This window comes from Arenibacter catalasegens (assembly GCF_002909235.1).
Lineage (GTDB): Bacteria > Bacteroidota > Bacteroidia > Flavobacteriales > Flavobacteriaceae > Arenibacter > Arenibacter catalasegens.
In genome coordinates, this window is the sequence record NZ_PHQQ01000003.1 from 205627 (window position 1) to 219761 (window position 14135).

At 39.5% G+C, this 14135-nt stretch carries 10 protein-coding genes; 3 read left to right on the forward strand and 7 right to left on the reverse strand.

The genetic code is table 11. The annotated features are described in order from the left end of the window. Positions 1-9 precede the first annotated feature (9 nt). The 7 genes from iolC to CWD90_RS04565 form a co-directional block, all read right to left on the reverse strand. Positions 10-1023 (reverse strand): 5-dehydro-2-deoxygluconokinase, encoded by a 1014-nt coding sequence (iolC, locus tag CWD90_RS04535; RefSeq protein WP_103474731.1) that lies wholly within the window; start codon positions 1021-1023, stop codon positions 10-12. A 6-nt stretch (positions 1024-1029) separates the two neighbouring features. Then, positions 1030-1905: a 5-deoxy-glucuronate isomerase gene (gene iolB, locus CWD90_RS04540; RefSeq protein ID WP_103474732.1), complete on the reverse strand. Its 876-nt coding sequence runs from the start codon at positions 1903-1905 to the stop codon at positions 1030-1032. A gap of 11 nt (positions 1906-1916) precedes the next feature. Next, on the reverse strand, positions 1917-2858 hold the full coding sequence (locus CWD90_RS04545; protein WP_103474733.1) for a class II fructose-bisphosphate aldolase: 942 nt from the start codon (positions 2856-2858) through the stop codon (positions 1917-1919). Positions 2859-2977: 119 nt separating this feature from the next. Next, entirely contained in the window at positions 2978-4027 is a 1050-nt protein-coding gene (locus tag CWD90_RS04550) for a LacI family DNA-binding transcriptional regulator (protein ID WP_103474734.1), read from the reverse strand. A 319-nt stretch (positions 4028-4346) separates the two neighbouring features. Then, positions 4347-6032: a RagB/SusD family nutrient uptake outer membrane protein gene (locus CWD90_RS04555; protein ID WP_103474735.1), complete on the reverse strand. Its 1686-nt coding sequence runs from the start codon at positions 6030-6032 to the stop codon at positions 4347-4349. 18 nt (positions 6033-6050) lie between these two features. Continuing rightward, entirely contained in the window at positions 6051-8999 is a 2949-nt protein-coding gene (locus CWD90_RS04560; RefSeq protein WP_205161200.1) for a SusC/RagA family TonB-linked outer membrane protein, read from the reverse strand. A 766-nt stretch (positions 9000-9765) separates the two neighbouring features. Further along, positions 9766-10266 carry an outer membrane beta-barrel protein gene (locus CWD90_RS04565; RefSeq protein ID WP_103474736.1) on the reverse strand — a complete coding sequence of 167 codons (501 nt, stop codon included), beginning with the start codon at positions 10264-10266 and terminating at the stop codon, positions 9766-9768. A gap of 344 nt (positions 10267-10610) precedes the next feature. On the opposite strand from CWD90_RS04565, the gene CWD90_RS04570 reads away from it, so the two are divergent. From CWD90_RS04570 to CWD90_RS04580, 3 genes are all read left to right on the forward strand, one after another. After that, a complete protein-coding gene (locus CWD90_RS04570; RefSeq protein WP_103474737.1) occupies positions 10611-11510 on the forward strand; it encodes a dihydrodipicolinate synthase family protein in 900 nt (299 codons plus the stop codon). 175 nt (positions 11511-11685) lie between these two features. Further along, positions 11686-12858, forward strand: a complete 1173-nt coding sequence (locus CWD90_RS04575) for an AGE family epimerase/isomerase (protein WP_103474738.1) — start codon at positions 11686-11688, stop codon at positions 12856-12858. Positions 12859-12881: 23 nt separating this feature from the next. After that, positions 12882-14012 (forward strand): sialidase family protein, encoded by a 1131-nt coding sequence (locus CWD90_RS04580; protein ID WP_103474739.1) that lies wholly within the window; start codon positions 12882-12884, stop codon positions 14010-14012. The last annotated feature ends 123 nt before the right edge of the window (positions 14013-14135 follow it).

Consider the following 14135-nt stretch of genomic DNA (forward strand, 5'->3'; position numbering starts at 1 on the left):
TTTTATAAATTAAAATCCGCCTTTCTGCTTTATAAAGTCCATGGATTCTTCCAAGGTGGGCATAAAGTTGGCACAACCTTTTTTGGTGACAACTTGAGCGCCACTAGCATTGCCCATTCTGCACGCCTTTTTTAAATCCCAACCTTGTAGTATTCCATATAAAAAACCACTGGCAAATGCATCACCGGCTCCCAATACATTTAAAACCTCCACTGGAAATCCAGGAACATCCTCTCGGGAACCATCTTTTTGGTATATACTGGCACCCTTCTCTCCCCGCTTTACGATCAGCGTCTCTATACCGGAAGAAAGCAATTGTTTTATAGAAACATCTATATCCCCTTTTATTTCCGGTGCGGAAATCTGTTGTTCCTTAATCGTGACTTGAGAAGAATCGATCAGGGTGGCGGCAAGAATCTCCTCTTCCGTACCAATGGCCATTTTTACTCTGGGCAGAATAGCCCTAACGGTTAATCCAAACGCCCTGTAATCGTGCCATTGGTCTGCTCTAAAATCCAAATCGAGCACTACCTCCACATCGTTCCTGTTGGCTATTTCAGTAGCATAAAAGGTAGCACTCCGCGTAGGTTCTACATTTAAGGCAGTACCATTGATCAATAAAATTTTATAGTCTGGAATATTGGATTTGTCCACATCATCAATATCCACTTGGCTATCAGCCGCATTATCCCTGTAATAGACCAACGGGAATTTATCCGGAGGTTCAATTCCCAGGACAACCGCACTACTCCTAGTACCATTTTTTACAGGAATACAATGGGTGTTGACACCCTCCCCATTCAAGAAATTTAAGATAAACTCACCAACCTTGTCATTACCTACCGCGGTCAAGAGACTGGCATTGACACCCAATCTCGCACACCCTACGGCAATATTTAGGGGAGATCCTCCCACAAAGGCATCAAACCCCTTAATATCATTAAATGGCGAACCAATATTTTGTGAATAAAGATCAATACTAGATCTTCCAAACGTGATTACATCAAACTTTTTATCGCTCATTTCCAATTATTGTTTATTCATTTCCGCCGTTACCAATGGCAATCGTTTATCTTTTGATGTCCATGAATCATAGATCCACTCATGGTCAGGGTCTGTGGTATTGGCCAAACATTGGTCTGTACCTGCCAAGAAATTTAAGTAGTAGCAGTGAAAACCATGCTCCGCTACCACAGGATGAAACCCTTTGGGTATCATCACTACGTCATTGTGCCTAGGCCTCACGATCTCGTCCAAAGACCTATCCTTGGTATACACCTGCTGTATGGCATATGCTTCCGGCTTTTGAAACTTATAGAAATACGTTTCCTCCTGTATTGGCTCCAACACATTGCCCTCCGCATCAACAATTCGTTCATCATGTTTGTGGGCAGGGAAAGAACTCCAGTTACCAGAGGGAGTGTATACCTCACGTACTACTATATTACTACAACCAAAACCCGGTGGCACCAGATCATTGAATTGCCTGGTAGCATTGTCCCCTCCGAAAATAACCACGGGTGTATCCTCTGGGGTCACGAATTTTGCGGGAAAATCCTCCTCAACCTTGCACCAACCACAACCAATATCCAAAGTATCGCTCATAGCCGTTAATGTAAATTTGCTGTTTCGTGACAGATATAGGGTATGGGCCACCCCACTAAACACATCCTTTCTGCCATTTTTTGTTTCCCAGTTACCCTTATTGCTTTCCACTTTAAAATTACCGCTCAATAGCACTATCACCATTTCATTATCCTCGGTATCGTGTTGCCAAGTTTCACCTTTGGACATTAACCTCGCTTCAAAATTCAGATATTTCCAGTTGGCCGATTCCGGTGTAATTTGATGATAAACACCTGTTTTGGATTTTGGTTTTAGCTGCAAATGTGAATTATGTTCCATAATTTTTTATTTTAAAATTTCAAGTCGCTTACTTTCCCTGTTGCGCCCAAGAGATCAAACTTTTCCAACATAAATTTTTCGTACTCCTTCATATAGGTCTTCCCTGGAATTACAGGGTCGAAAAGCTCGGGAGTATCCCTAAAGAATTCCCTATGCACTCGGGTCCACAATAATCTAGTATCTGTTGCAATATTGATTTTGCACACTCCATAGGCAATAGATTTCACAATCTCTTCCGGCGAAACTCCTGATGCACCTTCATTTAACTGCCCTCCTGCCTTGTTGATGCGATCTATTTCTTCGAAATTAACGGCAGAGCCACCATGCAACACTATAGGGAATTTGGGCAATCTCTGCTGAATCTCTTCCAATATTTTAAACTGAATACCATCACCCCCAGAAAATTTATAGGCTCCATGACTAGTGCCTACGGCTACTGCCAAACTATCGCATCTTGTTAATTCCACAAAGTCCTGTACCTCCGACGGCTGAGTGTATTTGGCGTATTTTTCATCTATTGATAAATCATCTTCCACACCACTCAGTACCCCTAGTTCCGCCTCAACAACAATATTTTTTTTATGTGCCTCCTCCACCACTGCTTTAGTCCTTATTACGTTCCCATTAAAACTATCATGGGAGGCATCGATCATAATGGAGGTATAATCGTTGGACTGTATAGCATTAAAGGCATGTTCCTCATTTCCATGATCCATATGAACCGAGTACACCGCTTTGGGGTATATTTTGGAAGCCGCGTTGATCATAGCCACAAGCATTTCAGGATGCGCATAGTTCCTTGCTGCCGGTGTAATTTGAACCATAAACGGAGCATTGGCTTTTTCCCCTGAACTAAAAAGCCCGAGGACCTGTTCCATGGTAAAAACATTGACGGCTGGAATGGCATATTGGCCATAACAGTGTTCAAAAAATATCCTGGGTGATACGTGCATGCCAAATTTTGTTACAATTATCCAAAGTCTAAAACAACTGATACAAATAACAATAAATTATTGATGTTCCGAAGAAATCTAGATCAAAAGTCTATGCAAAGGTTTGCATAATAATAGAATTATTCCAACCTAGGGGAAGTACTTAATTCCCGTTGTGAAGAACCCCTTATAACCAATTCTGGTTTAAAAACTTCCCTTCGAAACTCCAGCATCGTATTCTTGTTGTTTAAATGACTTAATAAAATTCTGGCAGAGAGCATTCCCATACTATAAACTGGTTGCCAAACAGTAGATAATGAGGGCGTAATAAAAGCGGAATGCGGTTCATCATCAAATCCTAAAATAGAGACCTCCTCTGGTATTTTAAAACCGAGTTTTTTAGCAATGTGCATGGCAGAAATGGCAATATTATCGTTGTATGCGAAAATGGCGTCCGGACGTTCTTTATTTTCCAATAATTTTTTTGTCGATTTTGCACCATCCTTATGTGAAAACCCTGGAACATGAACAATGTATTCCTTATTTACAGGTATGTTGTTTTTTTCTAGAGCATCCAAATAACCTTGAAGCCTGTGTTCTGTAGTACTTAAGTTTAAAGGACCTCCTAAATGAGCAATATTCTTACACCCGGTTCCAATTAAATATTCCACCGCCTGTAAAGCCCCAAAATAATCATCGACCAATACCTTATCGGCATCCAATCCTGGACAGTCCCTATCAAAAACCACCACAGGGATACCGCTTTTTTGAAGCCTGCGAAAATGATCAAAATTCTTGGTCTCCGATGATGGCGATACCAAGACTCCATCTATCTGAATCTTCGATAGCTTCTTTACGATAGTCATCTCCTCTTCGTAGGATTCGTTGGACAAGCAAATCATGATATTGTAATCGGAATTAACTATCACGTCCTGTATACCTGTGATTATCGCCGAAAAAAAATGTCCGGTAATTTCTGGCACTATAACTCCAATGGTGTTGGATTTCTTTTGCAACAGGTTTAAAGCTAAAAGATTGGGCTGATAATCCAATTCTTCTGCTAGTGCCCTTACAGCATCTTTAGTTTCTTTTTTTAAAGCCGGATGATCATTTAAGGCCCTAGACACTGTTGATGGAGCTATGTTAAGCTCTCGCGCAATGTCTTTAATAGTAACTCGGCCTTTCTTCATAATAAATTATTATTTCCAATGCTTACTTCCCTTTTCAAATTCATATTTATTACAAGATGTCAACCCTATGAAACCGAAAATTGCAATCTAACCAATTATAGCCCCAAATTAGGGAATTGAACATTGTAACCAAATTACAACAAAATTTCTAAATGAACTTTCAAAGTTGAACCCATGAAAAATAATACATCAAGATAGATTGAAGCGTCTTTAAATGAAAGGTCTTCAGAATTATTTTCATATTCTATATAGCCCCAAAGGCAATAAGGGCGGGCAAAAATTTGCCCGCCCTTATCAATAATTAATAGTTGTCTATATTCTAATACCCTGCATTCTGAACCAAATAGCCATCAAGAATTGAGGCGCCGTCAACAGCACTTTGAGGAATAGGCATAAGACGCTTTTGGGGATCGGAATTTGTTTTTTCCGTATAAGAGGTCTCATATTTTCCAAATCGGATCATATCGGTCCGCCTTTGAAATTCCCAATAAAATTCAAATCCACGCTCGCGATACAAAATGTTTAGATCCATGGCATCCAGTGCAGGAGCAATATGCCTAGCGGTTCTAGAAGCTCTAACGAAATTAACATCGGCCAGTGCCGCACCGGCATCGCCCTTTCTTAGCATTGCTTCAGCACGCATCAGGTACATATCGGCCAAGCGCAATACTACAAGATCGGCCTGTCCTTTGTTTCTACCAGAATCGGAAGTTTTACTAAACTCGTACTTCAGCACCCTATATCCATTACTGTGTGAACTGTTAGTAGTAAAATCGATCTCCAAAGAATGAAAAACGGGATCTCCTACCTCAGATCTGCGATTTATAACCAAGTCCACCACGTATTTATCTCCTTCGCATCTTTCATAAGGATCACCTCCCTGATCATGTTGCAATCCGTACAATAAACCCCTATAAATACCTCTATCAACTTCAAAATCTTCAGCACTAACACATCCTGGTTCATTTATCAAATTATCTTTGTGGAATCTGGGATCGGCATCGGCTGGATCCACGTCACCATAAGCATCTACCCAAGTTTGATAAAAGTCCGAAGTAATACCAGCCGCATCTGTTCCATTGGCACTGGGGAATTCTGGAAGTGGGTAGAAGTCACCGGACATAGAGAAATAAGCCATCCTATTGTGACCATCCAGATCTGGACGTTGATCTAAAGCAAAAATCAATTCTTTGTTGGTATGGTTTTCATCGTCAAAGATTTCAAAATATTCTGCAGAAAGTGCATGCTCACCAGAATTAATTACCTGGTTGGTATATTGGATTACTGCATCCATATCTGCAGGACTGAAATTAGGTGTTCCATAAGGATCTCTATATACGGCAGCATTTAAATAAATTCTGGCCAACAAGGCTTGAACTCCTGTCTTTGTCATCCTACCCGGCCCTACGGCTGTTGTGGTAGACAAATCAGGTTCAACGGCCTTCAATTCACTTATTAAATAATCAACCGCCTCACTACCTCTAAGGATTACGGATTGATCATCAATATTATCCTTAACGAATACCAACCCAAATGCGTCCAATAAAATATGGTTGAACCAGGCTCTCATTGCCTTGGCCTCTGCCAAATAAACCACCGCTTGAGGATTTGTTTCGGTCAACGGCTCCAAGGCATTAATTGCACTTACAGATCTGGCTATATGCTTGGTAACCCCGTTCCAAACGTCTTTCATAATGGCATTCCCAGGCGTCATGGCATGACGGTATAAATCCGAAAATTTTCCGCCATCTCCCCAATCCGTACCACCTCTATAGGGCAAAATGGCTTCATCCGTAGAGATTTCCTGCATGGCAAAATATATGGTGTGCCTATAAATGTCATTATTTGCATTTGCATACACAGGAGCTATAGCTGCTATAGCTTCATCAATACCTTCGGTACTAGGATTCAAAGATTCGTCCAAAACATTCTCTTCAAGATCCGTACAATTCCAATTCAATAACATGCTGCAAAACAACAATGCTAATTTTATATAGTTTTTCATATCTATTTTTATTTTATATTAAAAGGATACATTCACACCAAAAACAAATGTTCTTGCTTTTGGATAGGCGAATTTATCTATACCAAAGGATTGAATTCCATTTGTTGAACTGTCCGTATTCACTTCGGGATCATATCCATCATAATCTGTAATTACGAATAAATTTTGGCCCGTAAAGCTTAGTCTAAATTCTTGAAGCCAGTTTGAAGCCCATGCCATGGATTTGGTATCGAACGAATATCCAAAGGTCATATTATTCAATCTTAAATAAGAACCGTCCTTTAAATAACGTGTGGAAACGGCAGCTGAATTAATAATACTTTCTTCGGGATATTGTATGGCTATTGGGGTAGTATTGTTTGATTTGCTCAATAAGGTTTTATAGAAACTTCCCATAGCCGTATGGTCATAAATTTCGTTCCCTGATACTCCATTAAAATTCATATTAAAATCAAATCCTTTATACTTGAAATTTGCATAAAAATTATAGGTCAAGTCTGGCAAAGCACTTCCAACAATTGTTCTATCTTTCTCCGTAATCTCACCATCTCCGTCATTGTCCGCAAATTGTGACAAACCATCGGCGTCAATTCCCGTGAATGTCTGCATATAAAAAGCACCAATGGCTTCCCCGCTAACAAACCCGTTGATAGTGGCATCCGTAAGACCTTGTCCAGATGCAGATCCCGTAGTTACAATGGTAAAGGGAGATTCCTCCACTAAATTATCAATAAAAGTGGCATTTCCTCCAAATCCGTAAGACAAACCATCAGGATTACGTTTTGAATAATCAAGTGCAACTTCAAGTCCTTTGTTGGTAATGGTCATGTCAGGAACATTGGTCCAATACGTTGGAGCTGGCACAATAGGATCTACCGGTACCACTTCCAATAAGATATTATCGGACACTTTATGGAAATAATCCACAGTACCTGTTAAACTACCATCAAACAATCCAAAATCAACACCCACGTTAGATTGGGTTGAAACCTCCCATTGAATGTCAGGGTTGGCGAAACGAGTATACTCAGATCCCACTGGATAAGCACCATTCTGATCTATTGGATAACTTACATTACTTGAGTTACTAACCCTAAAGGAAGCTTTTGTAATTTTCCCTGGAATTTCCTGGTTTCCTGTTTGTCCCCATCCTGCCCTTAATTTTAAATCACTAAAGATGGAACCCTCCATAAAATCTTCTTCAATAATTCTCCAAGATCCTGCAAAGGACGAGAACACCCCGTATTTGTTGTTTTTACCAAATTTTGAGGAACCATCAGCTCTTACAGTTGCAGTAAAAAGATATCTATCCATAAAGCTCCAATTGGCCCTACCGAAATACGATTGTAATTCGTTTTCAAAGGTGCTTCCAGTAGGTCTATGATCAGTTATATTGGTATCCCCTCCCAATCCAGGGTTATCACGGGGATCTATACCAGTATCAGACGGAAATTCGTCAATGGACCAACTACTATTTCTTGAAAACGTTTTTTGATAGGAGTGACCCCCTAAAATACTTAGATTGTGCTCTCCTACGTCAAAAGTATACGTCAGATAGTTTTCAATTAGGTTATTTTCATATTTTCCAAAGGACTGTCTTAAAAAGCCTAAATCATTTCTATCGCTATTGGCGATAGTTTGTTGATCACTATCTGATGATCTATTTTCATAGCCATAATTAAGTTTGTATACCAGACCATCCAAAATTTCGAAAGAAGGTGCTATGTTTATCATTATCCTTCGAGATTCAGAAAAGTTCCCATTATACTTATTGGACAATAAAGGATTGTTCCAATTAAGAGGGTTGTTAATTTCCCCATCAGCAGTATACGCGTTAAATGTAGGGTTGGTGGTATACCCCAAATTATTATTTCTGGATTGATCGGTAAGCGTGGTATTTAAATTATAATCAATTCTTAATCGATTATCCAATAATTTTTGGGTTACGTTGATCCTGGCACTTGTTCTTTTTAAGTCGGAATTATATACAATCCCTTCCTGATCTTGAAGGCCTAAAGAAGCATAATAATTTAATTTATCGGTACCACCTGACAACACTAAATTATAGTTTTGCGTAATCGCAGCCCTAGTCAATTCATCTTGCCAATCGGTAGAACCTCCTCCATCTATCAGTTCACTCCCAGGAATTGCCGCCACTTGCGTACGGAATTCCTCGGCACTGAATACATCCAGTTTACGCGCCAGTGTAGAAACACCTACATTAGTAGAAAGGGATATTTTAGAAACACCGGCCTTTCCGCTTTTAGTTGTAATAATGATAACGCCATTGGCTCCTCTTGAACCATATATTGCAGTTGCCGAAGCATCTTTTAATACATCAATAGATTCAATGTCATCTGGATTTATAAAATTCAAAGGACTTTCTCCTGAACCTGTACCTGCCAAGCCCAATGGAAAACCGTCCAAAACAAAGAGTGGCCCTGACCCTGAGCGAATAGTTCCCTGTCCACGAATAACAATACGCTGCCCGCTACCTGGTTCCCCGCTTGAGGAAGTAACATTTACACCCGCAGCCTTACCCTGTATAAGTTGTCCCGCGTTATTTACAACACCTTTGTTAAAGTCTTCACTGGTAACTCTTTTCACCGCACCAGTTACGTCTTTAATTTTTTGGGTTCCATAACCTACTACAACTACTTCGTCCAAAAGTGATGAGTCTTCTTGAAGTGTAAGGCTCACGGTGCTTTGACCATTGAGCGATATGTCTTTTGTAGCATAACCTAAAAAAGACACGGCGAGAGTTGCGTTTGCATCTGATACTTGGATGGTGAAATTACCATCAAAATCAGTTGTTGTCCCATTCTTAGTTCCCTTTTCGATAACGGTTGCACCAGGCAGGGGAACATTCTGTTCATCGAATACCGTACCGGTAACCGAGGTCTGTGCCCATGATGCTGTTGATATGCCTATAATTAAGGCAAACATCAAAAATTTCAGTTTCTTCATATTTAGTTGTTTTAATTAGTTTTGTCATAACCAAATTAACACAATTTTAAGGATGTCGAAATTTTTGGGTCTTAAAAAACAATGCAAAGGTTTGCACACCGCTAGTTGGGAAGAAATTTCTTACGTATCTAAACACCATAGTCCCAAATACTATTTCCCCTCCTGTAAGTTTGCCTAATTAAGGCTTCCAATGCCATCCTTAAGTATGCTTAATAATCATTGTAGTGATTACAATCCTGATCGCTTTTATCTTAGGGGAAAAATTACCATAGTATAATTCCAAAGGGTCAAAAATACATTACCTAATAATTTTTATAATTGGTTATTCACGGCAAAGCTATATAATTGGAAGTACGAAAATGGCCGGATTTGATGATTTTACCTTGGGTTTACTATTTAATAACACAATACCTATTCTGATGTATTGAAATTTGTAACAGCTATATTAATAAGTATACTTTTAGAAGAAGTTACTCTTGGGTGGATTGAATAATTCATGAATCGGGACCACTAACTGTTTGCTACATAACACATACACTTTACAAAAATAGCAACCAATACGCTTTCTATAAAATACGAATTGGCAGCCTTCTATTAAATGATACATTATCAATTGCCTAACATGCAAAGGGCCTTGTTTATATTTCTGGCACTGTTTTTTATTCTACAACAGTAATGGCAACAGCCTGAAATTTCACAATTCCTTCCTGCACAAAATAACTACCAAAGAATAAATACCGTTCCTTAAACTAAAGAAAATATCAGCCTATAAATCAAAAGTATAGACAATGCCCAGGGTAAGGGTTGTCCAAGTAACATTATCCAATTTAATACCGGTATAGGAAAGATTCACTTCCGTTTGTGCCCCCATTAGGTAACCTATGGTTGGCCTATAATAAAGTCCGCCGTCATTACCATCGTTTATGCCTATGGCCTGACCAACATCGGCTCCGATGGATAACGAATTGGAGGTCCAAAATCTAACAGAAGCGGCGAGGGGCATAAATTGAATGTTAGGTAAGTCTTCAGAAAAAAGCTCCCTATCATACTTTTCAGGAAATCCGTTTACGAAACCTACCATTACCCCAAGGTCCACAATTTCACTTAGACCCCAACGATATCCTAAATCCACTCCCGCAACTAGGCTAAGTTCATCCTGGAATTCATCCAATGGCAGACCGCCATGGATCCCCAGTTTCATGCCTTGTTGGGCATACAATCCCATTCCTAATAAGGCAAATGCGAAGGTTACTATTACTTTTTTCATCAATGTTGGTTTTTATTGGTTGGTATAAATCTAGAATCTTCCATGAAGCAGACCACATTTTTGTTGTAAAACCCGCAAAAAAAGTTGTGGAGATGAGAATTATGGTACAACACCGCGGATCTATCACAATGAATTCTTATAAAACCATGTTTGTTCTGGTCTGAATTTACCCAATGCAATCGGCTATTGGAAATTAGGTCTGAATTTCATAAACAAAACCGGGATAATCAAATCACGACAACCCACATTCTTTTTACGAATTATTGTAATCTGATTAAATTATTTTGGGTGAATGAAATCTTTACACGTAATTGTATCTTGTAATACATAATAAAAGTAAATATATGAACGGACTGATCGCCGCAACTTATGCCCCAATGCATAATGATACCTCAATAAATTTGGGTATAATCTCCGAATACGGCCAATTTTTAAAAAACAATAAGGTTAAGGGCGCCTTTGTGAATGGATCTACTGGAGATTTTGTCTCCTTGACGACCGAAGAAAGAAAAGAAATTATCACTGAATGGTCAATAAACAAACCAAACGATTTTTTTCTGGTAAACCACGTTGGACATAACAGTTTAAAGGTCGCCAAAGACCTAGCAACACATTCTGCGGATAAGGTGGATGCCATTGCGGCCTTGGCTCCCTTTTACTTTAGGCTTATCTCGTTAAAAAGTTTGCTTGAATACTGTAAGGAAATTGCCGGCTGTGCACCGGACACTCCTTTCTATTACTACCACATTCCTGTATTGACGGGTGCCAATTTCCTAATGCACGAATTTCTGGAATTAGCCTCCAAGGAAATACCAAACTTTGCTGGTATAAAGTTTACGAACAATAACTTAATAGACTATAAATATTGTAAGGATTTTAATCATGGTGCCTATAATATATTGTTTGGTTTTGATGAAATCTTACTAGCGAGCCTTCCATTGGGCGCAGAAGGCTGGGTAGGTAGCACTTACAATCACTTAGCGCCGCTATATTTATCAATCATAGAGGCGTTTCACAACAACGATCATAAATTGGCAGCATCTCTACAGGAAAAATCTATGAAGTTCGTAGATATTCTAAATTCAAAAGGAGGCTTTAATGGGGCGGCCAAATCCTTTATGAAAGTACTGGGAGTAGATTGCGGTCCAAGTAGATTCCCTCATGTAACCCTTTCACCAAAAGAATTGGAAGAGGCTAGGGTAGCATTGGAAGCCTTAGGGATTATGGCCCATGCCAGCCATTGATCGGATTGCTATAAATTGCACTAATAGCTCAACAACGCTATGCTTGATAAAATAGGTTTACTTCTCTTTTTGTACACCACAGTATTTAACGCCCAACAAATTAGGCCAGCATGGATAGACACAAGTATTGGAAAATGGGCAAAAATTTAAAAAAAAGTCTATTAAATAGAATTTTATGAAACCACAAAGCAAACTATACAAGGACAATTTATTGAACAATATAATCCCCTTTTGGGAGAAGCATTCCTTGGACCTTGAAAATGGCGGCTATTTTACGTGCTTGGACAGAGAAGGCAAGGTTTACGACACCGATAAGTTTATGTGGCTGCAAGGCAGACAAGCTTGGATGTTCTCTACCTTGTACAACCAAGTGGAACAGAGGGAAAATTGGTTAAAAATTGCTAAAAGTGGTGTAGATTTTATTAGGGACAAGGGAATGGATACCCAAGGCAATGTGTATTTTTCCTTAACCGCAGACGGACAACCACTGGTACAACCTTATAACATTTTTTCCGATTGTTTTGCGGCTATGGCTTTTGCCCAATATGGTATAGCGGCACAAGATCAGGAATACAAAGAACTTGCCAAAAAAACATATCTGAATATTCTTAAGAAAAAGGATAACCCTAAGGGCATATACGAAAAAGGAACCTCCGCCAGACCGTTAAAAAGTTTTGCCCTGCCCATGATCTTGTCCAATTTGGCTTTAGAACTGGAAGACATATTGGAACCCGCCGAAGTGGAGCAAACCATAGATTTTTCGATTCAAGAGGTTATGGACGTCTTTTTGGATAAAAAATCTGGTATAATTTATGAATTCGTTAAGCCCGACGGCAGCTTTGAAGACAGCTTTAACGGCCGTTTGCTAAATCCCGGTCATGGCATAGAAGCCATGTGGTTTATGATCGATATTGCCGTAAGAAGAAATGACCAAGGCTTAATAAAAAAGGCTGCAGAGACCATTATTAAAATTTTGGAATACAGCTGGGACCAAGAATTTGGCGGAATACTTTATTTTCTGGATTCCAAGGGGCATCCACCTCAACAGTTGGAATGGGACCAAAAATTATGGTGGGTGCATTTGGAGACATTAGTGGCCCTTTCGAAGGCCTATGAACACACTCAAAACCCGGAAATTTCCCAATGGTACGCAAAGGTACACGACTTTAGTTGGCAGCATTTTTCAGACACCGAACACGGGGAGTGGTTTGGGTATTTAAATCGAAGAGGGGAAGTATTGTTAAACCTCAAAGGAGGCAAATGGAAAGGATGTTTCCATGTGCCAAGAGCTATGCTCCAATGCTGGAAAACCTTTGAGAGAATGGAGAAGAATGGAATAATAAAATAGAAATTATCATAAATCCAAAAGATATGAAAAATACATTGATACTACTTTTATTCGTCGCCTTCGGCTGTAAGGCCCAACAGGAAACTTTCAAGATTGCCGATGGGGTAATAAGTCATCAGGATTTGTTCAATACCTCCATGAATCCGGACGTTTCCTGCTATCGTATTCCCGCCTTGGCTACGGCTCCAAACAACGACTTGATTGCGGCAATAGACGAAAGGGTACCTTCTTGTGCCGATTTAAAAGGGAGCCGGGACATTAACATAGTAATAAGACGTAGTAGCGATAATGGAAAAACTTGGTCAGCAATAGAAAAAATTGTGGATTTTCCGCTAGGCAAATCTGCTTCAGATCCCTCTATGATCGTAGATGCCATTACCAATGAAATTTTTCTTTTTTACAACTATATGGATTTGGATAAAGAAAAGGACGTTTACTATTTACATGTCACAAAAAGTTCTGATAACGGAAAGACGTGGAGCCAACCGGAAGATATTACCCCTCAGATTGCAAAGCAAGAATGGCATAACGATTTTAAATTTATAACCTCTGGCCGAGGTATACAGACTCGATCCGGCGCACTACTCCACTGTATGGTAAACATAAATAACGGTTTACATGTTTTTGGCAGTAAGGACCACGGAAAATCCTGGTTTTTTACTGACACTCCTGTGAGCCCTGCAGACGAATCCAAAATTATAGAGTTGGCCAATGGAGATTGGATGATCAATGCCAGGGCCAATAAAGAAGGAAAGAGGTACGTACATATTTCCAGTGATGAGGGAAAAAGTTGGGCAACTCGACCCGAACCCACCTTGATCGATCCGGGCTGTAATGCCAGTATTGTTCGCTACACCTCCATTATGGATGGCTACAAGAAAAACAGGTTATTGTTCTCCAATGCCAAAAGTGAAAATGGCCGTGTTAACATGACGGTTAGAATAAGTTATGACGAAGGCGAAACCTGGTCCGAAGGAAAAACAATCTATAAGGGAGAATCGGCCTACTCATCCATGACCATAATGGACAACGGAGATATAGGTTTGTTTTTTGAACAGGATGATTACCAAAAAAATCCATTTGTAAGCTTCTCGCTTAAATGGCTGACAGATGGAAAGGACAGATACAGAAAACCGAAAAATAAAAAGAAATAAACAATTCATAGTGGCCTAATAAATTGACTTATCGAAAAATATTGGATATATTTATAACAGTTTACCCACCAAATAAGAATTGTTCCTATTTATTGGTTGCAAATAAAAATAACAAACTGTACT